Source organism: Rathayibacter sp. Leaf185 (assembly GCF_001423885.1).
Lineage (GTDB): Bacteria > Actinomycetota > Actinomycetes > Actinomycetales > Microbacteriaceae > Rathayibacter.
Genome location: NZ_LMPP01000001.1, coordinates 1,081,283 through 1,106,097, shown reverse-complemented (window position 1 = coordinate 1,106,097; position 24,815 = coordinate 1,081,283). Strand labels below are relative to the sequence as shown.

Genomic DNA, 24,815 nt, shown 5'->3' with positions numbered 1-24,815 from the left:
GCAGGGGCGCCCCTCAGACCTCCGTGTGGCCCAGCTCGGCCGAGGCGAGCAGCCGGATCTCGGGCTCCGCGATCGATTCGAGCTCGAGCACGACGACGTCGTTGCGACCCGCGCGGGTCACCGGCGTCGGCACGATCAGCGTGCGCTGCGGCCCGCGGCGCCAGTAGCGGCCGAGGAGGAAGCCGTTGACCCAGACGAGGCCCTTCCCCCAGTGCAGCGTGTCGACGTAGAGGTCGGCGGGGGCGTCGAGGTCGAAGGTCCCGGAGGCGAGACCCGGGCCCGCGGCGAAGTCGGAGGCGTGCGCCGCGATCTCGGGCACGCACGGCAGCGCGAGCGGTCGCGCGGTCCATCCGGTGAGCTCGGTTCCGTCGAGCCGGACGCCGCCGATCAGGCCCTTGTGCTCGCCGATCCGCGTGCCGTAGTTCACCCGGCCCTGGTTCTCGACCAGGATCGCGAGCTCGCCGTGCCCGCTCGGCAGCGTCAGTGCGCGCTCGTGGTTGTCGCGCGCGAGCACGCCGATCGGCACGCCGTCGAGCAGCACCCACGCGCGGTCGCGCACCTCCTCGCCGATGACGAGGCGGGCGGGAGCCGCGCCGGAGGACAGCGTCGTCTGGAACAGCACGAAGCCGTCGTCGTGCCCGAGGTCGTCGAAGCTCGCCATCCGCTCGATCCGCGCGGCGGGCCCGAAGGCCGCGTCGAGCCCGAGCAGCGCGGGTCCGGGGACGAGGGGCGCGGTCAGAGTGGGCGCGGGCGCCTTCGCGGCCGGCACCTCGGCCGGGACCGGCGCGTAGCGGGCGATGACGTCGCGGAACGCCCAGAACTTGGCCGTCGGGTCGCCGCCCTCATCGAGCGGCGCGTCGTAGTCGTAGCTCGTCGTGATGGCGGCGTAGCGGCCCTTGTCGTTCGCGCCGCTCGTGAGGCCGAAGTTGGTGCCTCCGTGGAACATGTAGATGTTGACCGACCCGCCCACCGCGAGCAGTGCGTCGAGCTCGCGGGCGGAGGCGTCGGCGTCGGTCGTGTGGTGCTGCGTGCCCCAGTCGTCGAACCAGCCGCACCAGAACTCCATGCACATCAGCGGCCCGGTCGGCTGGAACTCGCGGAGGGTCGCGAGGCGCTCGGGGGTGCGCGAGCCGAACGATCCCGTCAGGTGCAGGCCCGGCAGGCTGCCGTCGGCGAGCATCTGCGGCGTCGGCTGGTCGATCGTCGTGAGCGGCACGGTGATGCCGGCGTCGCGCGTCACGCGGACCAGCTCGGCGAGGTACTCCTTGTCACTGCCGTAGGCGCCGTACTCGTTCTCGATCTGCACGAGCACGACCGGCCCGCCGACGTCGATCTGCCGCGGCGCGACGATCGCGTAGACCCGGCGGAGGTACTCGCTGACGGCCGCGAGGTAGTGCGGCTCCGAGCGGCGCACGCCCACCTCGGGGTCGCGGAGCAGCCAGGCGGGGAGACCGCCGTTGTCCCACTCCGCGCAGATGTAGGGCCCGGGGCGGACCACCGCGTGCATCCCCTCGGCGGCGACGAGGTCGAGGAACCGGCCGAGGTCGAGCCCGTCGTCGGCACGCCAGGAGCCGCGCTGGGGCTCGTGGGCGTTCCACGCGACGTAGGTCTCGATCGTGTTGAGCCCCATCAGCCGCGCCTTGTGGATGCGGTCGGCCCAGAGATCCGGGTGGATGCGGAAGTAGTGCAGCGCCCCCGACAGGATGCGGTGCGGGCGGCCGTCGAGCTCGAAATCGGTGGCGCCGATGGCGAAGCGAGCGGTGGTCATGCGGGATCCCCCCTGGGAGTCGGTGCGCTCGGGTCGCCGAGCGGCGGGACGCGAAGAGGCCGGCCGGAGCGGATCCGGCCGGCCTCGTCGACGTGAGTGCTACTCGGAGACCGTGAAGCCCTGAGCGTTGCCGTACTCGACGAGCTGGCTCTGCCAGGCCGCGAGGCCGTCGTCGAGGCTGGTCTGGTTGGCGTACGCCTGGCCGACGGTATCGCCGAACACGCTGTTCGCGTAGACCTGGTAGGGCAGGTACGACCAGCCGGAGCGGACGTCCTTCGAGGCCTGGGTCAGCACCTCGTTGATCTTCTGACCGCCGAAGTACTCGGACTCGGCGCCGGTGAAGTCGGGGTCGCTGAGGTCGGCCGAGGTCGCCGGGAATCCGCCGCTCTCGAGGAACACGTCCACCGAGGCCTGGTCGCTGTTCAGCCAGCGCAGGAACGCGGCGGCCAGCGCCGGGTTCTCGCTCTGCGAGGTGACCGACTGGCCGCCTCCGCCGTTCTCGGCGCTGACGGCGGTGCCGTCGTAGGTCGGGATGGGCGCGACGGCCCAGTCTCCGGAGGCGTCGGGGACGCTGGACTCGAGGACGCCGGGCATCCACGCGCCGGTGATCAGCGACGCGATCGAGCCGTCACCGAGGCCCTTGTACCACTCGTCGCCCCAGCCGGGGGTGTCGGAGAGGAGGCCGCCCTCGACGAGCTGGTTCCAGACGCCGGTCCACTTCTTGGTGCCCTCGTCCTCGAGGTTCACGGTGATGTCTGTGCCGTCGGTGCTGAACGGCTCGCCGCCCGCCTGCCAGATCATGCTGGTCGCGAAGCCGGCGTCGCCGGTGTCGGCGGTGATGTACTTCGACGGGTCGGCGGTGTGCAGCTTCTCGGCCGCAGCGACGTACTCGTCCCAGGTGGTCGGGACCGCGATGCCGTACTGGTCGAAGACCGTCTTGTTGTAGAACAGCGCCATGGGGCCCGAGTCCTGGGGGAGGCCGACGAGCTTGCCGTCGATGGTGACGCTGCCCCAGGTGGACGCGGAGTACTTGTCCTCGAGGTCGCCCATGCCGTACTGCGAGAGGTCGAGCAGCGAGTCCGACAGCGCGAACTGCGGCATGGCGTAGTACTCGATCTGCACGACGTCGGGGGCGCCCGAGCCGGCCTTGAGAGCGTTCTCGAGCTTGGTGTACTCGTCCTTGTTCGTGCCGGCGTTGACCAGCTCGACGTCGACCTTCGGGTAGGCCTTCTCGAACGCGGCGACCTGGGCCTCGGCGCTCGGCGTCCAGCTCCAGTAGGTGATCGTGCCGCCGGCCTCGAGGGCGGCGTCGAGGTCGGCGGCGGTGCCGGATCCGGCTGCGGCGCCGCCTCCGGAGTCGGAGGAGCAGGCGGCGAGCGAGCCGGCGGTGAGTGCCGCGGCCGCCACGACCGTCAGGGTCCGCCGGAGGGCGGAGCGGGCGATCTTCATGGGTGTGTTCCCTTCACTTCTTCGTGCTGTGGGTGGTGCGGGGCAGGACGCTCCGACGCGGGGGAGGAGGGCCTCAGCCCTTGACGCTTCCGGCGCTCAGCCCGGACTGCCAGAAGCGCTGGAGTCCGAGGAAGGCGACGACGATGGGGATGATCGTGAGCAGGGAGCCCGTGATCACGAGGTTGTAGATCGGCTGCGCGCTGACGCCGGTGGCCTGCGCGTTCCACTGGTTGAGGCCCACCGTCAGCGGGTACCAGGAGGGGTCGCTCAGCATGATCAGCGGCAGGAAGTAGTTGTTCCAGGTCGCGACGACCGAGAACAGCAGCACCGTCACGATGCCGGGGGCGAGCAGGCGGATCGAGATGGTGAAGAAGGTGCGGAACTCGCCCGCTCCGTCCATCCGCGCCGCTTCGAGCAGCTCGGTGGGCACCGACTCGACGGCGTAGACCCACACCAGGTACAGCCCGAAGGGGCTGATCAGCGAGGGGATGATGATCGCCCACGGGGTGTTGGTGAGGCCGAGCTGGCTGAACATCAGGAACGTCGGGACGGCGAGTGCGGTGCCGGGGACGGCGATCGCGCCGAGGACGACCGCGAAGACCGCCTTGCGGCCGGCGAAGCGGAACTTCGCGAGACCGTAGCCGGCGAGCGTGGCGAGCAGCGTCGCGCCTCCGGCCCCGACCACGACGTAGAGGAGGGTGTTGCCGAGCCAGCGGAGGAAGATGCCGTCGCGGTAGGTCAGCGTCTCGGCGATGTTCTGGAAGAACACGAAGTCGCCGTCGAACCAGAGGCCGAAGCTCGAGAACAGGCCCGCCTGCGTCTTCGTGGCGTTGATGACCAGCCAGGCCAGCGGGACGAGGCTGTAGAGGATGAACGCCGACATCAGGAGGGTGAAGGCGATCGACTTCCTCGGCTGGACCGAGGAGCCGCGGCGGGGCGTGCTCTTCGGTGCGGAGGCGCGCTGGGGCGCGGAGGCGCGGGGTGCGGTCGCGAGGGCCATCAGTTCTCCTTCCGCGAGCCACGGAGCTGAACGACGTAGGCGATCACGGCGGTGATCACTCCCATGACGATCGCGACGGTGGCGGACGCGTTGTACTGCTGACCGGCGAAGGACAGGTTGTAGGCGTACATGTTCGGTGTGAAGTAGGTGGTGATGATGTTCGGCGCCAGCGTCCGGAGGATGTTGGGCTCGTTGAACAGCTGGAAGCTGCCGATGATCGAGAAGATCGTGGCGATGACGATCGCGCCGCGCAGGGCAGGCAGCTTGATCGCGGTGATGACGCGCATCGGGCCCGCACCGTCGATCTCGGCGGCCTCGTAGAGCTCGCCGGGGATCGTCTTCAGCGCGGAGTAGAAGATGAGCATGTTGTAGCCCACGAACTCCCACGTGACGATGTTGCCGATGGAGGCGAGGATCCAGTCGCGCGAGAACGGCTGGACGACGTCGGAGCCGAGCAGGTCGTTGACGTTGGCGGCGAGACCGAAGTTGTCGCCGTAGATGAAGCCCCACATCAGGACGGCCACCACGGCGGGCACCGCGTAGGGGAGGAAGACGACGATGCGGAAGAAGCCGGTGCCGTGCAGGCGCCCGCTGTCGATCGCGAGGGCCGCGACCAGCGCGAGGACCAGCATGATCGGGACCTGGACGACCAGGAAGAGCAGGACGCGTCCGAAGCCCTCCCAGAAGTTGGAGTCGCCGAACAGGGTGATGTAGTTCTGCAGGCCGACGAAGGCGTTGCCGCCGACGAGCTGCTCGCGGAACAGGCTGAGGTAGATCGAGTAGACGACCGGCGCGATGAAGACCAGCACGAACACGACCAGGAAGGGCGCCACGAAGGCGAGGCCCTTCCACTCGCTCTTCGCACGCGAGCGCGGGACGGCGAGGGGATCCGCGGGCGGGGAGACCTCGCTCAGCGGCACAGGGGGAGACGTCGTCGTCATCTGGGATTCCGTTCGGGAGGGGCACCATGTTCACGTCAACATGGCAGAACGTCACCGTAGCATGATGACGTCAACATCCGCGACCGGCGCCGCGCCGACCACTATGTTGTGCGACGCGCTATAAAGGGGCCATGGCCATCGAGACGAACGCCGCAGTCCCGCGCCGCCGCGGCGTGTCCATGGCGGACGTCGCGCGCCGCGCCGGCGTCTCGGGCCAGACGGTCTCGCGCGTGTCGAACGGCAGGCAGAACGTCGACACCGAGACCCGCGAACGCGTGCTCGAGGCGATGCGGGCCCTCGGCTACCGGCCCAACAGCGCCGCCCGGGCCCTGCGGACCGGCCGCTTCCACAGCATCGGCGTGATCATGTTCACGCTGTCGTCCTTCGGCAACATGCGCACTCTCGATGCGATCGCGATCGCGGCAGCGGATGCGGGCTACTCCATCACCCTCATCCCCGTCCCGCACCCGACGCAGGGCGAGGTCTCGGTCGCCTTCCACCGATTGAGCGAGGAGGCGGTCGACGGCGTGATCATCGTCGTCGAGGCGCACCTGCTCGACGAGACCGACATCGTGCTGCCGCCCGAGTTGCCGGTGGTCGTCGTGGACTCGGCCGGAGGCGACAGGTACCCGGTCGTCGACACCGACCAGGTGTCGGGCGCGCGGCAGGCCGTCGAGCACCTGCTCGAGCTGGGGCACCGGACCGTCTGGCACATCGCCGGCCCCGAGCGCTCGTACTCGGCCGAGCGCCGCCGCGAGACCTGGGAGTCGACGCTGCGGGCGGCGGGCGCCCCGGTGCCCGAGGTCCTCGTCGGCGACTGGTCGAGCGCCTCCGGATACCGCCTCGGCCGGACGCTGGCCGCGGACCCCTCGGTGACCGCGATCTTCGCCGCGAACGACCAGATGGCCCTCGGCGTGCTGCGGGCGCTGCACGAGGCGGGGCGCGCGGTGCCGGGAGACGTGAGCGTGGTCGGCTTCGACGACATGGAGGAGTCGGCGAGCTTCTGGCCGCCGCTCACCACGGTGCGGCAGTTCTTCGGCGACACGGGGCGGCGCTCGGTCGACACCCTGCTGCGCGAGCTCGAGTCGGGCGAGCGCTCGGGCGTCTCGCTCATCCCGACGGGGCTCGTCGTGCGCGAGAGCACGGGGCCGGCGCGCGGCTGACGCGCCTCGCCGCACCGGGCCGTTCGCGCGCCCGGTGCCTCCTCGGCGACCCTTGCCGCAGCCGGTACTCAGCGTTACTATCTACCAGTAGCTAGTGACACTGAGTACGACCGGAGGCGGCACGTGGGCAAGCAGGCGACCGAGATGCTCAAGGGCACGCTCGAGGGCATCGTGCTCGCGATCCTCGCGACGCGCTCGGCCTACGGGTACGAGATCACCGCGAAGCTGCGCGACGACGGCTTCGCCGACATCGCCGAGGGCACCGTCTACGCGCTGCTCGTGCGGATCGAGCAGCGCGACCTCGTCGACGTCGAGAAGGTGCCGTCCGAGAAGGGCCCGCCCCGCAAGGTGTACTCGCTCAACGCCCGGGGTCGCGACTACCTCGACGAGTTCTGGAGGACCTGGAGCTTCCTCGCAGAACGACTGGAGCAGCTCCGCGACGAAGGAGGACGGCCATGCTGATCGAGAAGCTCATCGGCGACCTGGGAGACAAGAAGAGGTACCGGGCGTTCGCCGCCCGCACGAAGAGGCTGCCCGCCGAGTACCGCTCGGTGCTCGAGGCGGTGGAGCACTACGTCTACTACTTCGCGTCGTCGAGGCCCGAGCACCTGCTCGCCCTGCTCGACGACCTCGCCGACGTGGTCGAGGAGGCCGCCGCGGCGGGCACCCCGATCCGCAGCCTCGTGGGCGAGGACCCGGTCGAGTTCGCGGAGGCCTTCCTCCGCAACTACCCCGAGGGGTCGTGGATCGGCAAGGAGCGAGCCCGGCTGACCGACGCGGTCGACCGCGCCGTGGCGAGCCAGGCCGACGGCGGCCCCCGATGAGCGAGCCGGTGATCCGGCTGGCGGGGCTCCGCACGTCGTTCGGCGCCGTCGAGGTGCTGCGCGGAGTCGACCTCGAGGTCGACCGCGGGAGCATCGTCGCCCTGCTCGGCTCGAACGGGGCGGGCAAGACGACGGTGATGCGCATCCTCTCGACGCTGCTGCGGCCCGACGGAGGCACGGCGGTCGTCGCCGGGGCCGACGTCGTCGCCGATCCCGCCGCGGTCCGTGCGTCGATCAGCTCGACGGGTCAGTTCACCGCGGTCGACGAGCGGCTGAGCGGGCGCGAGAACCTCGTGCTCATCGCGCGCCTCCGGCACCTCGCCGACCCGGGCGGCGTCGCCGACCGACTTCTAGCTCGGTTCTCGCTGACCGAGGCGGGCGGGCGGCTCGCCTCGATCTGGCGATGAGCCTCGTCGGCGACCCCGACGTGATCCTGCTCGACGAGCCGACGACCGGGCTCGACCCCTCGGCACGGCTCGAGGTGTGGGAGGCGGTCGAGCAGCTGGCGAGGCAGGGCACCACGATCCTGCTCACCACCCAGTACCTCGACGAGGCCGAGCGCCTCGCCGACCGCATCGCGATCCTGCACGAGGGGCGGATCGTGCACGGCGGCACGCTCGAGGAGCTGCAGCGGCTGCTGCCGCCCGTCGAGACGGTGCTCGTCGAGAAGCGGCCGACGCTCGAGGACGTGTTCCTGGCCTTGACCGGGCCGGCCCGCCGGGAGGGGGAGTCGCGATGACCGTGCAGACGCGCTCGTCCGCCCTCGGCGACACGGCCGTGCTGACCGGGCGCTCGCTCCGGCACATCCTCCGCAGCCCCGACACCGTCGTCACGACGGCGCTGATGCCGATCGCGCTGCTGCTGCTCTTCGTCTACGTCTTCGGCGGCGCGGTCGACGCCGGCGGCGCGCCGGGCTCGTACGTCGACTACCTTCTGCCGGGCATCCTGCTGATCACGATCGCCTCCGGCATCTCGTACACCGCGTACCGGTTGTTCCTCGATCTGCAGAGCGGCTTCTTCGACCGCCTGCACACGCTGCCGATCGCCCGCTCGTCGGTGCTCTGGGCGCAGGTGCTCACCTCGGTCGTCGCGAACGCGATCTCGCTCGTCGTGGTCGTGCTGGTGGCGCTCGTGATCGGGTTCCGCTCCTCCGCGGGGCTGCTCGCGTGGCTGGGAGTGGCGGGAGTGCTCCTCCTCTTCACGCTCGCCCTGACCTGGGTCGCGGTGATCGCGGGGCTGAGCGCGAAGACGGTCGATGGAGCGAGCGCCTTCTCGTACCCGCTGATCCTGCTGCCGTTCGTCAGCTCGGCCTTCGTGCCGACCGAGGGGATGCCCGGTCCGGTGCGCTTCTTCGCCGAGAACCAGCCGGTGACGGCGATCGTCGACGCCCTGCGCCGGCTCCTGGCGGGCCGGGAGGCGGAGGCGTCGCTGTGGATCGCGCTCGGGTGGTGCGCCGCGATCCTGGTGGTCGCCTCCGCGGTCGCGAACCTGCTGCACCGTCGCCGGCAGGGCTGACGGGCGCGCTCAGCGCTCCAGGTGGGAGTAGTCGGGCAGGTCGATCGCGTCGGCCGGCGGAGTCGCGAAGCGCGCGGCCAGCCGTGAGCCGAGCGGCGAGGCCCCCAGCTTCACGGCGAGGCCGAAGGCGGTGACTCCGGGCCGCGACACGGGGTGGGCCAGGCGCGGGGTGCCCGGCGGCAGCTTCTGCGCCTGGTCGACGTACGGACGCATCCGGCGCTCGTAGCCGGCGAGGGCGTCGCGGTGGTCGACGTGCGCCGCGAGCTCGCCGGCGAGGACGTAGGCGCCCGCGATCGAGAGGCTCGTGCCCATCCCGCTGACGGGCGAGGCGCAGTAGGCCGCGTCGCCGACGAGCGCCACGCGTCCGCTCGACCAGCGCGGTGCGTGCACCTGGCCGATCGACTCGAAGTAGAGGTCGTCGGAGGCGTCGATGCCCGCGAGGACGCGCGGCGCCTCCCAGCCCGCGTCGGCGAAGACCTCGCGCAGTCTGGTCCGCTGCTCGTCGACGGAGCGGCGCTCGGCGCTGCGCTCGGTCAGGTACGAGAGCGCGACGCGCAGGGTGCCGTGCGAGTCGGGGCGGAGGGTGATGCTGCGCCCGCGGTCGGCGGTGTACCAGCGCCACCAGTCGTCGTCGGCGGCGGTGCGTGGGAGGGTCGCGTAGGAGGTCTCGAGGCCGAGCGAGCGGATCTCGGGCTCGTCGCCGAAGACGAGGCGGCGGGTGCTCGACCCGATGCCGTCTGCGGCGATCACCAGGTCGAAGCGCTCGTCGGGGGCGGTCTCGAAGGAGGCGGTGACGCCGTCGCCGTCATCGTCGAGGGCGGTGATGCGGTCGCCGAAGCGGTACTCGGTGGTCTCGGCGGTACGGTCGACGAGGAGCCGGGCGAGATCGCCGCGCAGGATCTCGAGCTCGGCGGTCGCGCCTCCGGAGTCGGAGGTGCCGGCCGGGAACTCGGCGAGCGTCTGCCCGTGGCGGCCGATGAAGCGGGTGCCGACCTCGCCGGTCGTGGCGGCGCGGATGTCGTCCTCGATGCCCATGCGGCGGGCGACCTCGCGGCCGGCGCCGCGGACGTCGACGTTCTGCCCGCCGGGGCGCAGCTCGGGAGCCCGCTCGACGATCGTCGTCTCGCAGCCGTAGCGCTGCAGCCAGAACGCGAGGGCGGGCCCGGCGATGCTGGCGCCGGAGATGAGGATGCGCGGCATTGTCGCCTCCGTTGATAATCAATGAGATTGGCAATATACACGGGTACTCTGGCGGGATGACCGACACCGCCGCCTCTGACGACCACGGCATCCGCACCCGGGTGCGCCAGGTGACGGAGCGGCAGCGCGACTTCGAGCGCTCGCTCTCGCGGACGCTCGCGGTGGACCCGGTCGGGCTCGGAGCGATGACGCACCTGCTCGGGGCGGGACCGCTGACACCGACCGAGCTCGCGCGGAGGCTCGACATCTCGACGGCCGCCACCACGCTGGTGCTCAACCGGCTCGAGGCGGCGGGCCACGTGCGGCGCGACCGGCACCCGTTCGACGGGCGGAAGCTCGTCGTCACCGCGTCCGAGAGCTCGGCGGCGCTGGCGCAGGAGCGAGTGGCGCCGCTGATCGAGGGCGTCGAGTATCTGGTCGCGAGCCTCGACGAGGGCGAGCGGGCGACGGTGCTCGCGTTCCTCGACCGGCTGCTGGCGGTGTACGACGCGGCGACGGAGTGACGGGCCGCTTCGCGTCTCGGTGGCGAGGGAAGAGGGCGGCAAGGAGCCGCTGATGGAGGCGGGGTCTCACTACACCGCCGCCGGCGGCTACTCGACCAGCAGGCTTGCAGCGGGGGCCTTCCCAGTGGGCCTGCTCGCTCAGGCGGAGGAGGAGCCTGACCGGGGGCCTTTTCTTGGCGCTCCGAACGACGGCGTGGCGTCGTCGAAGCGTGGAGGTGGTGCGGGCGGGCGTCCGGGGAGTGCAGGTGGTCGGGCGGTGACGTGGCGGCAGGTGGGGGTGGTCCAGTCGGCTGTCCCGTCGGGATGGAGGCGATAGGTCCAGCGGTCGCCGTGGCGGACGTGGTGGTGGGCGGTGCAGAGCGAGGCGAGATTGTGGAGGGAGGTGTCACCTCCGTTGCGCCACTCGATCGTGTGGTCGGCTTCGGTGGTGGAGGCGGGTCGGGTGCAGCCGGGGAAGCGGCAGGTCTGATCTCGCAGCTGCAGGTGGAGGCGCATCTGCGGTGGTGGGACGCGGTGTGTGCGTCCGACGGAGGTGACGGTGCCGGTGTCGCGGTCTGTGAGGACGCGGGTGAACGTGGCGGCGACGCCGACGAGTTCTCGAGCGACAGCGGCAGGGATCGCCCCGAAGCCGTCGAGGTCGGCGAGTGCATCGTCGAGACCGGCGGCGGTGCTCGCAGCCAGCGTCAGCCGCACGTCCGCGCGGATTCCGGGGACGAAGGTCGGCGGAGCCTCCGTGCCGTCGCTGACCGGGGTGGTGCCGGCGATGTCGCCGTCGCAGAGCAGATCGGTGAGCGCATCGGCGCGCAGCTGCGCGAGGGTCCGCTCGTCTCCGTCAGTACCGTCGCCGTCGCGGAGGGCCCGCGCGATCCGGTCGAGGCGGTTGTACACGCCGACCGCGACCGGCGCCGGAAGGTACGCGGACAGGGTCGCCATCCCGTCGATCTCCGGCGTCAGCCACACGCCGCGGTCCTCCATGGCGTGCGCGTGCCGCTTCTCGAGGGGCTCGTCGTGCAGCTCGTCGCGGAGGCGGTCGACGGCGCGTCGCAGCTGCGTCGGGGTCGTCGAGAGCGCCAGCTCCGCGGCGCGTTCGTCGAACTCGGGGAGCGACTCCTTCGGCAGCAGTGCGGCGACCGAGCAGATCACCTCGGCCGCCCGCCACCGGATGCGTGCGGCCGCGAGAGCCGCCCGGGTCGACGGCAGGTCTTCGACCAGCAGATGAGCGCGTTCGAGCTCGCGGGACAGCTCCCGCTCCGACACCCCCGATCCGACCGCGAGCTCGGCGCGGATCGAGCGCTCGACGAGATCGTGGGACTCGCTGCTCGACAGGCCACCGCGCGCGAACGCGAGCGGGATCGAGAGCGCGGCCCGGTACACCTCGTAGAGCCGCTCGGCGGCAGCGAGGAGGTCTCGGGACGCGTTCCGGGCGAGCCGGCCGACGTCATCGGCGCCCTCGCGGATCGCGTCGAGTGACGCCTCCGCCGGTCGTTCATCTGCTGCAACTGCCATACGAACAGTGAAGCGGGGAGCACCGACACCGACCCGGCAAGTGCGCCAGAACGGGACGACCCGCGCCCCGGAGGGGCTGTGGAGGAACAACCCGCGGGCCGCTCGACCAGCAGGCTCGGGCAGGGCAGGGCGGCACGAGAGTCATGACGGGCGTCGACCCTCCCTCCTGATCGAGCCCGCAGCCCGAGATCCCTGCACGCCCGCAGGCCGGGCCCCGCACCGGTGAAGCCACGCGCCCGCGATACTGTGAGCCCTCTCACCCGGACGAATACAAGGAGACGAACATGTCGGTCGGCCTGCTCGCGGTTGTCGATGACATCCTCACCGCCGCTCTGAAGGCGAGCGCGAAGACGGCGGGTGTCGTCATCGACGACGCGGCCGTCACTCCGCAGTACGTGCAGGGGCTCACCCCCGCGCGTGAGCTGCCCGTGGTGTGGAGGATCGCGCTCGGCAGCCTCTTCAACAAGTTCGTCATCATCATCCCGCTGGCGCTGCTGCTCTCGTCGTTCGCGCCCTGGGTGCTGCCGTACCTGCTGATCATCGGCGGCACGTTCCTCTGCTTCGAGGGCGCCGAGAAGGTGATGGAGTGGTTCGGGATGCACCACCAGGCCGGTGAGACGGAGTCGCGGGACGAGAAGAAGCTCGTCTTCGGGGCCATCCGCACCGACCTCATCCTGAGCACCGAGATCATGCTCATCGCGCTCGACGGCCTCGACACCGACCTCGGTTTCGGCGGCACGCTCGGCGCGCTCGCGGTGGTGGGCCTCGGGATGACGCTGCTCGTCTACGGAGCCGTCGCCCTGCTCGTGAAGATCGACGACGTGGGCCTTCGCCTGATGAAGAACGCGGCGCGCGGAGTCCGCCGCACCGGTGCGCGCATCGTCGCGTCGATGCCCGCCGTCTTCCGCGGCATCAGCATCATCGGCACGCTCGCCATGCTCTGGGTCGGCGGTCACCTCGTGATCTCGAACCTGGCCGAGACGTTCTGGCACGCGCCCGAGGACGTCGTGCACGTTGTGACGCACGCGGTGGAGGGTGCCGGCCCGATCGTGGTGTGGCTCGCGGACACCGCCGTCTCGATGGTGTTCGGGCTCGTGCTCGGGCTGATCGTCGTCGCCGTGATCACGGGCGTCTCGCGGCTGCTCAAGCGCGGCGAGCCTGTCGAGGCGCACTGACGCGGAGGGTCCAGGGCTCAGAGAGAGAAGTCCGGGCGCACTTCGGCGAAGGAGCCGACTTCGTCCTGCAGCAGTGCGTGCAGGCGCCATCCCTCGGCGACGTGGTCACCTCCACCACTCGCGTCGCGGTGCTCGGAGACCCAGGCATGGAGGCGATCACCGAGAGGCTCGCTGAGGCCCAGTTCATCGGGCGTCCGGTTGTACTCGGCTGTGAAGCTCTCCCAGAGCGGCCACTCGGCTCCGTGGTCGCAGAAGAGCCGGATGACGCGCTTCCCGCCGGGGAGCGCCGGTGAGCCCTCGGGCTTCGGCGCGGTGCTCAGGTACCGGTCCTGCATCTCGGCGCGGGCGCGCCACTCGGCGGGGGAGGACGGGCGGTCGTGATAGTCCATTCCCGACATCCAGACGAGACCGCGGCCCAGCATCGTGTCGTCGATGACGAGCGCGAGAGACCAGAGCAGACCTGAGCGGCCGGCGACCTCACCGGACCAGAGGGCGTCCTGCAGTGCGGCATCGATGATGTCGACGGTGCTGGTGACCCCTCCGGCATCGAAGGTGTAGAGACGGTAGCGGGCGTCGTGCCGCTCCCAGCGCGAGTCCCTTTCATCGACGGCGGAGGCCTGCATACTCCGACGCTAGCCGCAGTGCTGGGGCCGTCGACAACTCAGGATGGATCCCTTCCCGATGGCCGACCGCGGCGGGTCGGGCGACGTCTCGGGACATCCGTCCTGAATTCTTCACACACCTCCGCAACGACGTGACCGCCCCCGGCCCGGAGGGCGGAGGCGGTCACGAGGCGCACAGCGTCAGTTGCAGCTGCGCGCGGTGTACGCGGCGGGGATCACCGTGGTGACGGCCGTGCCGTCGACGGTTCCCGTCGCGGTGACGGTCGCCTCGCCGGCGGGCACCGAGGCGGCGCGCGTCGAGAAGGCGGCGCTGGCGTTCTTGCCGGGGGCGACTCCGGTGAACTCCTTCGACCCGTAGGCGGAGGCGATCGTCATCGACACCGGCACGGCCGCGTTGTTCTGCGCCGTCACCGTGAGCGTCACCTTGCCGGCGATGCAGCGGGTCGTCGCGGTGACCGCGACGGCGAGGGCGGCGGGCTGCTTCAGCGTCACCGTCACCGTCGTCGTGGTGGTCGCCGAGCCGTCGGCCGCGGTGACGGCGATGGAGGCGACTCCGCCGTTCGCGCTGGTCGGCTGAGTGACGCGCACCCGGGCCGCCGAATCGGTGGCCACCGCGGTGATCACCGGCATCGTCGTGCCCTCGAGGGTCACCGCGTACGAGGTGCGGGCGGGGTCGAAGCCGGCGACGCCGACTCCGTTCACGCGCAGCGCCCCGAGGGAGCTGACCGCGGCGGGCGACGCGACCGACTCGAACAGCTTCACCTCGGACACGATGAGGTGCGTGTTCGCGTAGGCGTTCATCACGACGCGGAACGCCTTGGCCGTGACCGGGGCGAACGTGACCGAGATCATCGGAGCAGTGCCGTCGGCGGGCGAGGCCAGCGCGACCGCCGACTCGTAGCCGGGGACCGAGGTCCACGCGCCTCCGTCGGCACCCTGGTACTGCAGCTGGTAGCTCTGCGCCCAGCTGGTGCCTCCGTCGCGCTGGAACTGCACCGACGCCTGCTGCACCTGACGCGCCGCGGGGAAGGTGTAGGTCAGGGTGCTCTGCGCGGCCTTCGTGCCGCTGACCCAGTTCGACCAGCCCTTGTCGCCGTCGACGCCGTTGCGGGTGCGCTCCGGACCGAAGCCCGACTCGGCCGACGTCGCGGTGGCGACGATGCCCGCATCGGGGTTGAAGTTGCGGAGCGTGCCCGCGGTGACGAGCACCGTGAGGGTGGCCGGCAGGGTGGCGCCGTCGGCGGTCGCGGTGCCCGAGATCGTCACGGAGCCGGGCTGGGCGAGGGCGGCCGTGGTGAGCGGCGTCCAGTCCCAGGTGACCGGCACCGCGAAGGTGCTGGTCGAGGCGCCGACGCGGGCGGGCACGGCGCTGGGCGCGGCGGCCTTCACTCCGGCGACGCTCGCTCCGGAGGCGACGGTGATCGAGACCGGGTCGGCGGCGGTGAGTCCACCGACGTCGACGAGCGCGGTGACGGGGATCGACTGGCCGAACAGGTCGGTCGCGGTGCCCTTCACGTCGACGCGCCCGGCGGTGGCGTAGGCCGAGTCGGCGGGACGCTGCCAGGTGACGGCGATCGGCGAGCCGGCGCCCCACGAGTACTGCGGGGTCACCGAGGCGGGCAGGGCCGGAGCGACGCCCACGGTCGTGCGGACGGCGACCGTCTGCGACGCGGCCGGGGCCAGATCGCGCAGGGTCCACGACTGGTTCGCTCCGCCGTTGGACCCGTAGACGCCGACCGCGGTGTTCTCGGCGCTCGACTGGCCGTTGACGTCGAGCGACTGGGCGATCGACTCGTTGACGAGGGTGAAGCTCACGCCGTCGGTCGAGTTGACGATCCAGCGCGTCGCGGCGGTGGTCTTGGCGGAGTCGACCGAGACCGAACGCAGGTCGGTCCCGGCGGTGGTCGCGCCGAGGACGCGTCCGTCGGTGGTCTGCAGCACCACGCGGCGGGTCGCCTCGCGCTCGCCGGCCGGCACCTCGTGCACCGTCCAGTTCTGCTTCGCGGCGGCGGCGGAGTCGGTGGCGAGCGTCGTGATCGTCGTCGCGGCTCCGGTCGTCGTCGCGGTCAGGGCCTTGCCGCTCTGCGAGCCGACCAGCTGGTAGTGGTGTCCGTCGCGCAGGGCGGGGGCGGAGTCGGCGACACCCGATACTCCGTCGATCGCGAAGGTGGTGACCGACTTGGCGGGCACGGTGACCGTCGCGGTGCGCGCCTCCCTGTCGATGACGACCGCCGACTTCTGCACGAGCGCGTTGCCGGTGGGCGCGGCGGCCGAGGAGGCCTGGGTCGTGACGTAGGGGGTGACCGTCGCGCCGTCGGCGATGGTGCCGAAGCGCGAGAGGTCGAGCGTGATCGTCTGCGAGGTCGCGGCGCTGTTGGTGTGCACGACCGTGGCGCCCGTGCCGTCGGCGCGGACGGCGGCGGTGCTGGCGGTGTCGTTCACCGACATCAGGCGGTCGCCCTCGTGGATGAACTTCGTGAAGTTGCGGATCGTGTTGAACTTCGAGTTGGTCTCGACGCCGCAGACCGGGGCCTTCGTGGAGTCGCCCCCGGCGTCGGCGACGCGGCGGGCCGACTTCCAGACCTCGGCGCCCGCCTCCTGGTACGGCTTGCAGTCGAGGTCGATGAAGATCGAGCCCCAGTTGAGGTTCTCGCCCTTCGGGCTCATGTTGTAGAGGTCCTCGACCGGCTGCCAGAGCACCCAGGCCTTCGGCTCGAGCTCGCGCAGGTCGTCGTGGATGCGTCCGGCGATGCCGAGGCCGTTCTCGATGTTGACGGGGTTGTAGCCCTGGACCCAGTTGCCCTCGATCTCGCTCATCCAGAGGTCGGTGTCGGCCTGCTTCGAGAGGTCGCGGACGGCGAGGCGGTCGGAGGTGCCGTAGGTGTGCACGTTCATCCGGTCGACCTGGGCGCGGATCTCGGGGGAGTAGGCGGCCCAGTTCGTCTTGAAGATGCTGGGGTTGGTCTCATCCATCGCGGCGATGCCGGCATCGGTGGTGGAGGCGTCGAGCGCGGCGGTGACGTCGGGGATCAGGTCGGTCTGGCGAGTGGGGCCCATGTGCATGCCCTCCTGCCGTCCGCCGGTGGGGACGCCGTTGGTGAGCTGCGTGCCCCAGTAGTTGGTGTTCGGCTCGTTGAAGGGGTCGAGCGTGTCGAACTCGATGCCGTACTCGTCCTCCATGTGCTCGGTGACGTTCACGAGGTACTTCGCGAACTGCTGCTCGGCGGCGGGCTTGAGCTGCTCGCTCGTGGCGGTGAAGCCTCCGGAGACGTAACCGCTCTCGGTCATGAAGTAGGGGGCGGAGTTGGCGAACGCCTCCCAGTGCGAGATCTGCTGCTCGGCGGCGAGCTTCTCGACCCACCAGCGCTGCGTCTCATCGGCGGTCCAGTCGTAGGAGGCGGGGTCGTCGGCGTTCCACTTCGCGAGCAGGGCCGCGCGGTCGGCGTAGTTCGTGGTGGTGCCGCTGTACTGGGCGCCGGTCGTGTCCGGCTTCCACCAGCCCTCGACCGCGCCGCCGGGGCGCAGGTAGTCCTTCACGTCGGAGGCGTTGCCGCCGCCGATGTTGTAGCGCGCGATGTTGAGGTCGAGGCCGTCCTCGCCGAACACCTTCTGGTAGAGCTCCTCGCGGAGGGCCTCGGGGTAGTTGCCGGTCGCGTTGGCGAACCAGACGAGGCTGGTGCCCCAGCCCTCGTAGGCCTCGCCGGCGGTGGCGGGGTTGGGCGTGATCCGGAACGCGTCGGCCGCCTGAGCGGGGGCGGCGGCCGGGACGGCGAGCAGTGCTCCGGCGGCCAGGGCGGCGCTCGTGGCGAGCGCGGCGAGTCTTCTCGAGGACGGTCTTCTCGCGGACATCGACATTGATGCGTTCTCTCTTTCGCCTGTGAAAGTCGAGTGTGTTCACGTGAACACGCTCAGGGGGCCGACCTTACATGTTCACGTCAACAAGCGGAAGGCGCGCGCGGGGTGCGCTGAATCCAGTGCGCCTCCGGACGAGCGCCCGGCCGAGAACGCAGGAGTTGTCGTACTGGGCGATCGAGTACGACAACTTTCGAGGAGTGGAGGGCGGGGCGGGTCAGGGGTGCGCGGGCGGGTCGCACGCCTCCGGGGTCGCGTCGGGAGTGGCGACGGTGTGCACGAGGACGGTGTGGCCGACGTGGGCCAGGCCGAGCTCGAGGAAGTCGCGGACGTGCTCGTCGGCGAGGGCGTACTCGGCGGTGCGGCCCTCGCGGTGCGCCTCCACGACGCGGTGCGAGCGCAGGAGGCGCAGGGCGTGCGAGGTCGCGGACGGGCTGAGTCCGCTGCGGTCCGAGAGCTCGTTCACCCGGAGGGGGCCGCCGAGCAGCGCGAGCAGGATCCGCATCCGCCCCGGGTCGCCGAGCAGCCCGAAGACGTCGGCCAGGTCGGCGATCACGGCGTCGGACGGGAGCCCGGACGGGAGCTCGGAGCGCGCCGGGTCGCCGTGGCGGTGGGGGGTGTCGGCTGGCATGACGGCTCCGGAGGCGAGGGTGGACGGGGCGAGGGGGCTGAGAGCGAACGGCGGACGAGAAGGGACGGCGGTGGGGAGGCGGCGCGGCGCCTCAGACCCGGTGCGTCTGCTCCGGGAACTCCTCCGGCTCGCACTGGATGGTCGCGTGGTCGATGCCATGATCCTCCCGCAGAACCGCCAGCACCGAGGCGAGCGCCGTGCGGTAGTCGGCGTCGGGGGCGACCACGATGTGGCCGCTCGCGCTCTCCATGCCGGAGGTGATCGTCCAGACGTGCAGATCGTGCAGCGCCAGCACGCCGGGCACCGCGCAGACGTCGCGCTCGACCGCCGCGAGGTCGATGTGCGGGGGAGCCGACTCCATCAGGATGCCGAGCGCCTGGCGGGTCAGCGACCAGGTGCGCGGCAGGATCAGCAGCCCGATCAGCACGCCCACGATCGGGTCGGCCCAGGCCCAGCCGGTCGTGAGGAGCAGGATCGCGGCGACGATGACGCCGACCGAGCCGAGCGCGTCGCCCAGCACCTCGAGCGAGGCTCCGCGGAGGGTGATGCTCTCCTTCGCGCCGGCCGACAGCAGGCGGAAGCTGATCAGGTTGATCAGCAGGCCGACGACGGCGGTGATCAGGAGGGGGAGGCCGGGGACCGCGGGCGGCTCGGCGAAGCGGCGCACCGCCTCCACGATCACGAAGCCGGCGACGGCGAAGAGGAGCAGGCCGTTGGCGAGGGCGGCGAGCACTTCGAGGCGGTAGGAGCCGTAGGTGCGGCCCTTCGCGGCGGGGCGGGCGGCGAGCGAGATCGCGGCGATCGACATGCCGAGCGCGAGGACGTCGGTGCCCATGTGCGCGGCGTCCGAGATGAGCGCGAGGGAGCCGGTGCTGAAGCCGACGACGAACTCGACAATCATGTAGGCCGCGGTCAGGGCGAAGGCGATGACGAGGGGGCGCCGATGACGCGAGGCCGCGGATCCGGCGTGGCCGCCGACTCCGTGCGAGTGTCCTGCGCCCATGGCTACCGCTCCTCTGAACGCTTGTTCATATGAACAGTCTTGCACATGTCGCAGGTCCCGCACGCCTCTCCGCGCGTCGAGAACGCAGGAGTCGTCGCACTGGATGCCGAGTGCGACAACTCTCGGAGTCTCGGCGCAGGGGTCCGGCGCGTCAGGCGCGCGGGTCGGCGGAGTGCGACTCCTCCGCGTCCCAGAGGGTCTGCAGCGGATCCTCCGCATCGACGCGGCTCTGGTGCAGGTCCCGCCGCCGCGCCGCCTCGGCCGGAGTGATCTCGCCGAGGCTCTCGGACGCGCTGATCGCGGCGGGAACGCCTCCGTCGCGGGTGAGGAACGGGTACGAGGGCGTCGCCATCCGCAGACCGTCGCGCGGGTCGTAGGGGTACGCGACGATCCCCGTCACATCGGCCGACGAGGCCAGCAGCGCCATCGCCGTGCGGTCCGCGGCCTGCCAGGCGGTGGCGGAGGAGCGGCGCTCGACGCCGATCGGCCCGTGCGGACTCGAGAGGGTCACGCGCTCGATCCCGGGGAGGAGGCGGAGGATCCGGACGGCGGCCTCGAGCGTCTCGCGGGGCACCGCGTCGACCGATCCCGAGAAGACCGGTGACCACTCCTCGACGGGGACGGAATCGCGCCGTTCGTTCATCGCGGTCCTCTTCTCGGATGCGTCGCCTGTGAGGGCTCCGTCACCGGGGTCAAGGGTGGTCAGGTGGAGCGACTGCGCCCAGGCTATGTCGAATGACTCAGAGAGGTGGGTTTCGGCTCGACCCCTTGCGCAACGGCGACCGCCCCACTTCGGGCGACCTGTCGAGAAGTGCGGGCTGTGAGCCGCGCGGAGCGCGGGCGGTTGCCTGCGGCGTGATGCCTGGTCGGTCTGCGTGCCCCGGGGTGACCCCGGAGAGGACGGTGCGACGCGCGCCCCGTCCGCCTCGCCCGAAGGGAGCGGTCGACCTCAGCCTAGGCTGGACGGCGACTCCGGGGGGAGGTGCCGCTGTGCAGGGTCGGGACGTGCTCGTCGAGGCGCTCGCACACGCGTTCCTCGGGGCGGAGTGGACGCGCGATTCGCTGCGCGTGGCGGCCGCCGACTCCCTCGGCGCTCGCCGCCGCTGGCTGGGACCGCTCGTGACGGGGGTGCTCGTCGCGTTCCCGCATCCGCCGCTCGACGCGCCCCGGGAGCTCGCGCGCTGCATCGCGGGGCTGCTGCCGGAGCGGGCCCAGCCGGTGGTCGCGCACCTCGCGCCGGTCGCGGCGCGGGCGGTCCCCAGCGCCTCCCCGGTGCCGCTGATCGACGGGCGCGACGACCTCGCGCGCCTCCTGCAGGTCACTCCCGCGCAGCTCGACGGATTCGCGGACCTCGGCGGCTGGAACCGGCGCGCCTCCGAGGGCGCCGTGCAGCACTACGACCACGTCTGGCGGGAGCGGCCGGGCCGCACGCCGAGGCTGCTCGAGGTGCCGCGATCCCGGCTGAAGGCGGTGCAGCGGGGTGTGCTCGACGAGATCGTCGGACTCGCGCCGGTGCACGCGGCGGCGCACGGCTTCGTGCCCGGGCGCAGCGCCGTCACCGGTGCGCGGGTGCACACGGGCGCGGCGATGGTGGTGACGCTCGATCTGCAGCGGTTCTTCGCGCAGGTGACGGCGCCGCGCGTGTTCGGGCTGCTCCGCGGTGAGGGGATGACGGAGGCGGTCGCCTACGCGCTCACGGGGCTCTGCACCCACGCGGTGCCCGTCGCGGTGCTGCGGAGGATGCCCGCGGGCGGCGACGTCGACGAGCGCGCGGCGCTGCGCCGGTCGCTGACCCTGCCGCACCTGCCGCAGGGCGCGCCGACCTCGCCGGCGCTCGCGAACCTCGCGCTGCGGCGGCTCGATGCACGGCTCACCGGGTACGCCGAGGCGGCGGGCGCCCGCTACACGCGCTACGCCGACGACCTCGCGTTCAGCGGCGGCGAGCGCTTCGCGCGGCGGGCGGAGGCGTTCGCCCGCGGCGCCGAGCGGATCGTCGCGGACGCGGGGTACGCCGTGAACCCGCGCAAGACGCGCCTCCGCTCGGCGTCGGTGCGGCAGAGCGTCACCGGAGTCGTGGTCAACGCGCACCCGAACGTGCGGCGCGCCGACGTCGACCGGCTGCACGCGATCCTGCACAACTGCGTCGCGCACGGCCCGGCGGGGCAGAACCGCGCGGGTGTGCCCGACTTCGGCGCGCACCTGCTCGGGCGGATCGCGTGGGTGGCGGCGGTGAATCCGGCGCGCGGTGCCGCGCTGCGGGCGCTGTTCGACGCGATCGACTGGTCACGGGCGTGAGCACGCGGCGCGGGACGCCACCTGCGCCGGCCGGCGCGATCCGAGGGCGACGGTGGCGGACGCGGCTCAGGCGCACCAGTCGCGCGAGATCCCGTTGACGCTGCGGGTCGTGTCGCCGCTGTCGAGGTCGACCAGCACGGTCGAGGTGGCGCTGAAGCCCGGGACGTCCGGGTACCCGTCGGCCACCCCCTCCTCCGACACCGCCTGCACGGCGACGAACTGCCCGTTGGGTGAGAGGCAGATGCTGCGGATGCGTCCTGTCGGCGACGTCCGGAAGACCTCGGTCGTCCCCGAGGCATCGACGCGCACCACGGAGTACTGCGTCGTGCCGTCGGCGGCCGTGTACTCCGCCTCGAGTTCGAGGTAGCTGCCGGAGTCGAGCAGCACCACCTGCACCGGCGAGGCGGTCGGCGCGACATCGGCAGTGGGCAGCGCGAGCGTCTCGACCGACCCGTCGGCGAGGTCGATCAGCGACCCGGACTCGGGATCAGCCACCACGAGGGCGTTCGCTCCCGGGACGAAGCCGCGCAGCTCGGCGTGCTGCCCGAGCGGGCTGATCGAATCGGGGTTCAGCAGGTCGATCAGCAGCACGGTGTCGTCGGGCGAGTGGGTGACCGCAGAGGTGGTCCCCGGTACGACGAGCCAGTCGCGGGCGCGCAGCGGCCCGCCGTCGATGCCGGTGACCGCCACCGCCTCGCTCTTCTGGTCGGTGAGGTCGTAGGAGTAGAGCGCTCTGTCGAGGGGCCCGGTCGGGGTGTTCCCGCTGAAGGTCCATCCGAGCACGCCCTTCTCGGGAGACGCGTGCAGCTCGCGCACGACTCCCCGGCCGGGCAGCGGGATGACCCCCTCCGAGCCGGTGTCGAGCGCGACCGTGCGGAGGAGGGTCGTGTCGTCGGGTTCGAGTGTCGCCATCACGAGCACCGGACCGACGACGACGTAGTCCTGGATGCGGTCGGCGGTCGCGACGACGCGGGCCTCGCCTCCCGCGAGAGGGCGCACCCGGATCGAGTCCGGCTCGGCTGGATCGGGGGTCCGGTCGAGTGTGAAGAGGTCGGGGTTCTTGGTCGTGAAGGAGGCGCTGACCTCGGCCGCGGAGGCTGTCGTGACGCCGCGGGCCCTGTCGATCGAGATGTCGTAGGTGGTGGCGTAGCGGAGGGTGTCGGCGAACGTGACGGTCAGCACACCCCCGTCGAGCTCGGCGGTGTGCGGTGTCTCGGGGGCGACCCGCACGCGATCGAGGGCGTCCGGCTCGAGCGGCTGGTCGAAGTGGATCCTGACGCGGCCGCCGTCGCGCTCGACGACTCCGTCGCGGCTCACCTCGACCGCGGTGACCCTCGGGCCCTGCCCGATCGTCGCGGCGGTGAGTGCGCCGACCGCCAGCACGAGAGCGGTCGTCGCGCCCCAGAAGGTGCGCGCGAACGCTCGCGACGTGCGCTGCTCGGGCCGGGAGCGGCGCTCGTCGCGGCCCTGGTACCGGGTCCCGGCTCCGGCCGCCCCCTCGTCAGTAGACATAGGGCATCGCGGGCTCGTCGATCGGGACGACCGAGTCGGGCTCGAGCACGACCGTCTCGGCGCTCGTGACGCTAGGGTTCGCGCCGAAACCGCCGGTCGCCTCCAGCCACTCGCCCTCGGTGTAGATCGACGCCCAATCGGGCTGATGGATCGGCACGCCGACAGGCTGCGCGTCCACGGCGCAGCAGGTGACGATGAAGCGGGCGATGTAGAAGACGTTCTCGGGGTCGGAGGCGTCGGGCGTGACGAATCCGCTGACGGTGGCCGTCCGCCCCGCGAGGAACTGCTCGCTCGCGCCCTGGCGCAGCAGCGTCGCCCAATCGCGCACGCTGAAGTCGGCGGTGTCTCCGGTGGGTGCGGCCACGGCGGCCGAGGCGTCGACGGCGCTCGTGTTCACCTCGCGCTGCGTCGCGGTCGACGCGGTGAGCGACGAGGGCGGCACCACGAGCAGCGCGACGGCCGCGGAGGCGATGACCGCGACCGAGGCGACGACCGCGAGCCGCGCGCGCCAGGGCCGGCCAGGCGCATGGTCGTGCAGATGACCGTGGGCGTCCGCCTCCTCGACGCCCCCGTGCGGATCCTCGTCGTCGGCACCCGGCACGATCGCGAGAGCGAGCAGCAGCAGGATCGCGGCCAGCACCGCGAGCACCACCGAGAACTCGAAGTAGCGGGGGTGGATGTAGAGGCCGAGGCGTCCGGTCGCGGCGAGCCAGAGCGTCGAGACCACGCCGATGAGGCTCAGCGCGATCCCCTTCCACCGGGTCAGCAGACGTTCAGAGCGCATAGTTGACCGCCAACCCGAGCACCGCGGAGGCGAGGCCCACCAGCACCGTCACGCGCGCGAGCGTCTGCACCGAGAAGGTGGTGCGCAGCAGCGCGAGCATCTTGATGTCGATCATCGGCCCGAACACCAGGAACGCGATGATGCCTCCCGGCAGGAAGGTCGATCCGAAGGAGAGGACGAAGAACGCGTCGACGTTCGAGCAGATCGAGATGACGAAGGCGAGCACCATCATGGCGAGCACCGACCAGAGCGGATCGCCGCCGAGCGCGGTCAGCACGTCGCGCGAGACGCCGACCTGGATGAGACCGGCGAGCGCGGCGCCGACGAAGAGGGCGGGCATCATCGCGCCGGTCTCCTCGGCGAAGAGCAGCACGCTGCGGCGCGCGCGGTCGCGCAGGGAGCGCGACGGCCGCTCGCCCGCCTCGCACGCCGCGCGGAACCGGTCGGTCAGCAGCGCCATCGGGTCGCTGTGGCGGCTGAAGATCCAGCCGACGAGATTGGCGATGACGAAGCCGCCGACGATCCGCCAGACGAGGATCCCGTCGGCCCAGCCGAACGCCTGGTAGGTCGTGATGATCGTGATCGGATTCACGATCGGCGCGGCGAGCAGGAACGTCATCGACTCCGAGACCGACAACCCCTTCACGATCAGTCCGCGGGCGAGCGGCACGTTGCCGCACTCGCAGACCGGGAGGAGCACGCCGAGCAGCGAGATCACCATCCGGCGCGGCAGAGCGCGCTTCGGCAGGATCCTGACGAGCACCGCCTCGGGCACCCACAGCTGCACGGCGATCGAGAGCACGATGCCGAGGAACACGAACGGCAGCGACTCGATGACGACGCTGATCGAGAGCGTCAGGAAGTCGCGCACCGCGTCCGACAGAGCATCGCCGGTCGAGTCGGGGGAGAGGACGCGCACGGCCACTGCCGCGGCGACCAGCGCGAGCCCTCCTGTCAGTCGCCGACCGAGGCGCGGAGCGCTGCGGGCAGGGGCCGGAGCCCGCTCGATCGTCATCGCGGTCCATCGTAGGCGGCGCGCGGCGAGCGACGCATCGCATGCACATCCGCTTA

Annotated in this window: 21 protein-coding genes and 1 pseudogene; 8 read left to right on the top strand and 14 right to left on the bottom strand. The window is 71.5% G+C overall.

The genetic code is table 11. The annotated features are described in order from the left end of the window. Positions 1-13: 13 nt before the first annotated feature. The 4 genes from ASG06_RS05225 to ASG06_RS05210 all read right to left on the bottom strand — a co-directional run bounded on the left by ASG06_RS05225 (position 14) and on the right by ASG06_RS05210 (position 5,158). Positions 14-1,768 (bottom strand): glycoside hydrolase family 35 protein, encoded by a 1,755-nt coding sequence (locus tag ASG06_RS05225; RefSeq protein ID WP_056039450.1) that lies wholly within the window; start codon positions 1,766-1,768, stop codon positions 14-16. Positions 1,769-1,867: 99 nt separating this feature from the next. Next, positions 1,868-3,217, bottom strand: a complete 1,350-nt coding sequence (locus tag ASG06_RS05220; protein WP_056039447.1) for an ABC transporter substrate-binding protein — start codon at positions 3,215-3,217, stop codon at positions 1,868-1,870. A 73-nt stretch (positions 3,218-3,290) separates the two neighbouring features. Then, positions 3,291-4,217, bottom strand: a complete 927-nt coding sequence (locus tag ASG06_RS05215; protein ID WP_056039444.1) for a carbohydrate ABC transporter permease — start codon at positions 4,215-4,217, stop codon at positions 3,291-3,293. Continuing rightward, complete coding sequence (locus ASG06_RS05210; protein ID WP_056039439.1) at positions 4,217-5,158, bottom strand: carbohydrate ABC transporter permease; 942 nt, start codon at positions 5,156-5,158, stop codon at positions 4,217-4,219. The genes ASG06_RS05215 and ASG06_RS05210 overlap by 1 nt, the downstream gene beginning before the upstream one ends. 131 nt (positions 5,159-5,289) lie before the next feature. On the opposite strand from ASG06_RS05210, the gene ASG06_RS05205 reads away from it, so the two are divergent. The 5 genes and pseudogenes from ASG06_RS05205 (at position 5,290) to ASG06_RS05185 (ending at position 8,660) form a co-directional block, all read left to right on the top strand. Then, positions 5,290-6,321, top strand: coding sequence for a LacI family DNA-binding transcriptional regulator (locus ASG06_RS05205; protein ID WP_056039436.1), 1,032 nt, complete (start codon positions 5,290-5,292; stop codon positions 6,319-6,321). 123 nt (positions 6,322-6,444) lie between these two features. After that, the gene (locus ASG06_RS05200) at positions 6,445-6,783 is read left to right on the top strand and encodes a PadR family transcriptional regulator (protein ID WP_056039432.1); all 339 of its coding nucleotides are present in this window, start codon (positions 6,445-6,447) and stop codon (positions 6,781-6,783) included. Beyond that, the gene (locus tag ASG06_RS05195; RefSeq protein ID WP_056039428.1) at positions 6,777-7,145 is read left to right on the top strand and encodes a DUF1048 domain-containing protein; all 369 of its coding nucleotides are present in this window, start codon (positions 6,777-6,779) and stop codon (positions 7,143-7,145) included. Before ASG06_RS05200 ends, ASG06_RS05195 begins: the two co-directional genes overlap by 7 nt. Continuing rightward, a pseudogene (locus tag ASG06_RS05190) lies at positions 7,142-7,884 on the top strand (ABC transporter ATP-binding protein). Before ASG06_RS05195 ends, ASG06_RS05190 begins: the two are co-directional and overlap by 4 nt. Further along, positions 7,881-8,660, top strand: coding sequence for an ABC transporter permease (locus ASG06_RS05185; protein WP_056039423.1), 780 nt, complete (start codon positions 7,881-7,883; stop codon positions 8,658-8,660). Before ASG06_RS05190 ends, ASG06_RS05185 begins: the two are co-directional and overlap by 4 nt. Before the next feature lie 9 nt (positions 8,661-8,669). Here the strand turns inward: ASG06_RS05185 and ASG06_RS05180 are convergent, their stop codons facing one another. Next, positions 8,670-9,860, bottom strand: coding sequence for an FAD-dependent monooxygenase (locus tag ASG06_RS05180; RefSeq protein ID WP_056039420.1), 1,191 nt, complete (start codon positions 9,858-9,860; stop codon positions 8,670-8,672). Positions 9,861-9,916: 56 nt separating this feature from the next. Here ASG06_RS05180 and ASG06_RS05175 point away from each other — a divergent pair, with 56 nt between their 5' ends. Next, a complete protein-coding gene (locus ASG06_RS05175; RefSeq protein WP_056039417.1) occupies positions 9,917-10,363 on the top strand; it encodes a MarR family winged helix-turn-helix transcriptional regulator in 447 nt (148 codons plus the stop codon). Between the two features lie 138 nt (positions 10,364-10,501). Here ASG06_RS05175 and ASG06_RS05170 read toward each other — a convergent pair whose 3' ends face one another. Further along, complete coding sequence (locus tag ASG06_RS05170) at positions 10,502-11,869, bottom strand: HNH endonuclease signature motif containing protein (protein ID WP_056039413.1); 1,368 nt, start codon at positions 11,867-11,869, stop codon at positions 10,502-10,504. A 284-nt stretch (positions 11,870-12,153) separates the two neighbouring features. Between ASG06_RS05170 and ASG06_RS05165 the strand changes: the two genes are divergently transcribed. After that, positions 12,154-13,044, top strand: coding sequence for a DUF808 domain-containing protein (locus ASG06_RS05165; RefSeq protein WP_056039410.1), 891 nt, complete (start codon positions 12,154-12,156; stop codon positions 13,042-13,044). Between the two features lie 17 nt (positions 13,045-13,061). On the opposite strand, the gene ASG06_RS05160 is transcribed toward ASG06_RS05165, so the two are convergent. From ASG06_RS05160 to ASG06_RS05140, 5 genes are all read right to left on the bottom strand, one after another. Continuing rightward, a complete protein-coding gene (locus tag ASG06_RS05160) occupies positions 13,062-13,667 on the bottom strand; it encodes a hypothetical protein (RefSeq protein ID WP_056039407.1) in 606 nt (201 codons plus the stop codon). A gap of 180 nt (positions 13,668-13,847) precedes the next feature. After that, the gene (locus ASG06_RS05155) at positions 13,848-17,522 is read right to left on the bottom strand and encodes a glycoside hydrolase (RefSeq protein ID WP_056039404.1); all 3,675 of its coding nucleotides are present in this window, start codon (positions 17,520-17,522) and stop codon (positions 13,848-13,850) included. A gap of 214 nt (positions 17,523-17,736) precedes the next feature. After that, positions 17,737-18,150 carry an ArsR/SmtB family transcription factor gene (locus ASG06_RS05150; RefSeq protein ID WP_056039400.1) on the bottom strand — a complete coding sequence of 138 codons (414 nt, stop codon included), beginning with the start codon at positions 18,148-18,150 and terminating at the stop codon, positions 17,737-17,739. A gap of 91 nt (positions 18,151-18,241) precedes the next feature. Then, positions 18,242-19,153, bottom strand: coding sequence for a cation diffusion facilitator family transporter (locus tag ASG06_RS05145; RefSeq protein ID WP_056039397.1), 912 nt, complete (start codon positions 19,151-19,153; stop codon positions 18,242-18,244). A 151-nt stretch (positions 19,154-19,304) separates the two neighbouring features. Then, entirely contained in the window at positions 19,305-19,796 is a 492-nt protein-coding gene (locus tag ASG06_RS05140) for a hypothetical protein (RefSeq protein WP_056039395.1), read from the bottom strand. Between the two features lie 347 nt (positions 19,797-20,143). Between ASG06_RS05140 and ASG06_RS05135 the strand changes: the two genes are divergently transcribed. Next, positions 20,144-21,448 (top strand): reverse transcriptase family protein, encoded by a 1,305-nt coding sequence (locus ASG06_RS05135; protein ID WP_056039392.1) that lies wholly within the window; start codon positions 20,144-20,146, stop codon positions 21,446-21,448. Between the two features lie 66 nt (positions 21,449-21,514). On the opposite strand, the gene ASG06_RS05130 is transcribed toward ASG06_RS05135, so the two are convergent. The 3 genes from ASG06_RS05130 to ASG06_RS05120 are packed head-to-tail and all read right to left on the bottom strand — an operon-like array spanning position 21,515 to position 24,759. After that, the gene (locus tag ASG06_RS05130) at positions 21,515-22,960 is read right to left on the bottom strand and encodes a hypothetical protein (protein WP_056039389.1); all 1,446 of its coding nucleotides are present in this window, start codon (positions 22,958-22,960) and stop codon (positions 21,515-21,517) included. Beyond that, the gene (locus ASG06_RS05125) at positions 22,950-23,744 is read right to left on the bottom strand and encodes a TIGR03943 family putative permease subunit (RefSeq protein WP_056039386.1); all 795 of its coding nucleotides are present in this window, start codon (positions 23,742-23,744) and stop codon (positions 22,950-22,952) included. Before ASG06_RS05125 ends, ASG06_RS05130 begins: the two co-directional genes overlap by 11 nt. Next, on the bottom strand, positions 23,734-24,759 hold the full coding sequence (locus ASG06_RS05120) for a permease (RefSeq protein ID WP_056039384.1): 1,026 nt from the start codon (positions 24,757-24,759) through the stop codon (positions 23,734-23,736). Before ASG06_RS05120 ends, ASG06_RS05125 begins: the two co-directional genes overlap by 11 nt. Positions 24,760-24,815: the final 56 nt, after the last annotated feature.

What these genes read in the sequence shown, in the direction of transcription:
- ASG06_RS05225 (WP_056039450.1), bottom strand. Translation starts at nt 1,768, where the DNA reads ATGACCACCGCTCGCTTCGCCATCGGCGCCACCGATTTCGAGCTCGAC.
- ASG06_RS05220 (WP_056039447.1), bottom strand. Translation starts at nt 3,217, where the DNA reads ATGAAGATCGCCCGCTCCGCCCTCCGGCGGACCCTGACGGTCGTGGCG.
- ASG06_RS05215 (WP_056039444.1), bottom strand. Translation starts at nt 4,217, where the DNA reads ATGGCCCTCGCGACCGCACCCCGCGCCTCCGCGCCCCAGCGCGCCTCC.
- ASG06_RS05210 (WP_056039439.1), bottom strand. Translation starts at nt 5,158, where the DNA reads ATGACGACGACGTCTCCCCCTGTGCCGCTGAGCGAGGTCTCCCCGCCC.
- ASG06_RS05205 (WP_056039436.1), top strand. Translation starts at nt 5,290, where the DNA reads ATGGCCATCGAGACGAACGCCGCAGTCCCGCGCCGCCGCGGCGTGTCC.
- ASG06_RS05195 (WP_056039428.1), top strand. Translation starts at nt 6,777, where the DNA reads ATGCTGATCGAGAAGCTCATCGGCGACCTGGGAGACAAGAAGAGGTAC.
- ASG06_RS05185 (WP_056039423.1), top strand. Translation starts at nt 7,881, where the DNA reads ATGACCGTGCAGACGCGCTCGTCCGCCCTCGGCGACACGGCCGTGCTG.
- ASG06_RS05180 (WP_056039420.1), bottom strand. Translation starts at nt 9,860, where the DNA reads ATGCCGCGCATCCTCATCTCCGGCGCCAGCATCGCCGGGCCCGCCCTC.
- ASG06_RS05175 (WP_056039417.1), top strand. Translation starts at nt 9,917, where the DNA reads ATGACCGACACCGCCGCCTCTGACGACCACGGCATCCGCACCCGGGTG.
- ASG06_RS05170 (WP_056039413.1), bottom strand. Translation starts at nt 11,869, where the DNA reads ATGGCAGTTGCAGCAGATGAACGACCGGCGGAGGCGTCACTCGACGCG.
- ASG06_RS05165 (WP_056039410.1), top strand. Translation starts at nt 12,154, where the DNA reads ATGTCGGTCGGCCTGCTCGCGGTTGTCGATGACATCCTCACCGCCGCT.
- ASG06_RS05160 (WP_056039407.1), bottom strand. Translation starts at nt 13,667, where the DNA reads ATGCAGGCCTCCGCCGTCGATGAAAGGGACTCGCGCTGGGAGCGGCAC.
- ASG06_RS05155 (WP_056039404.1), bottom strand. Translation starts at nt 17,522, where the DNA reads ATGTCGATGTCCGCGAGAAGACCGTCCTCGAGAAGACTCGCCGCGCTC.
- ASG06_RS05150 (WP_056039400.1), bottom strand. Translation starts at nt 18,150, where the DNA reads ATGCCAGCCGACACCCCCCACCGCCACGGCGACCCGGCGCGCTCCGAG.
- ASG06_RS05145 (WP_056039397.1), bottom strand. Translation starts at nt 19,153, where the DNA reads ATGGGCGCAGGACACTCGCACGGAGTCGGCGGCCACGCCGGATCCGCG.
- ASG06_RS05140 (WP_056039395.1), bottom strand. Translation starts at nt 19,796, where the DNA reads ATGAACGAACGGCGCGATTCCGTCCCCGTCGAGGAGTGGTCACCGGTC.
- ASG06_RS05130 (WP_056039389.1), bottom strand. Translation starts at nt 22,960, where the DNA reads ATGTCTACTGACGAGGGGGCGGCCGGAGCCGGGACCCGGTACCAGGGC.
- ASG06_RS05125 (WP_056039386.1), bottom strand. Translation starts at nt 23,744, where the DNA reads ATGCGCTCTGAACGTCTGCTGACCCGGTGGAAGGGGATCGCGCTGAGC.
- ASG06_RS05120 (WP_056039384.1), bottom strand. Translation starts at nt 24,759, where the DNA reads ATGACGATCGAGCGGGCTCCGGCCCCTGCCCGCAGCGCTCCGCGCCTC.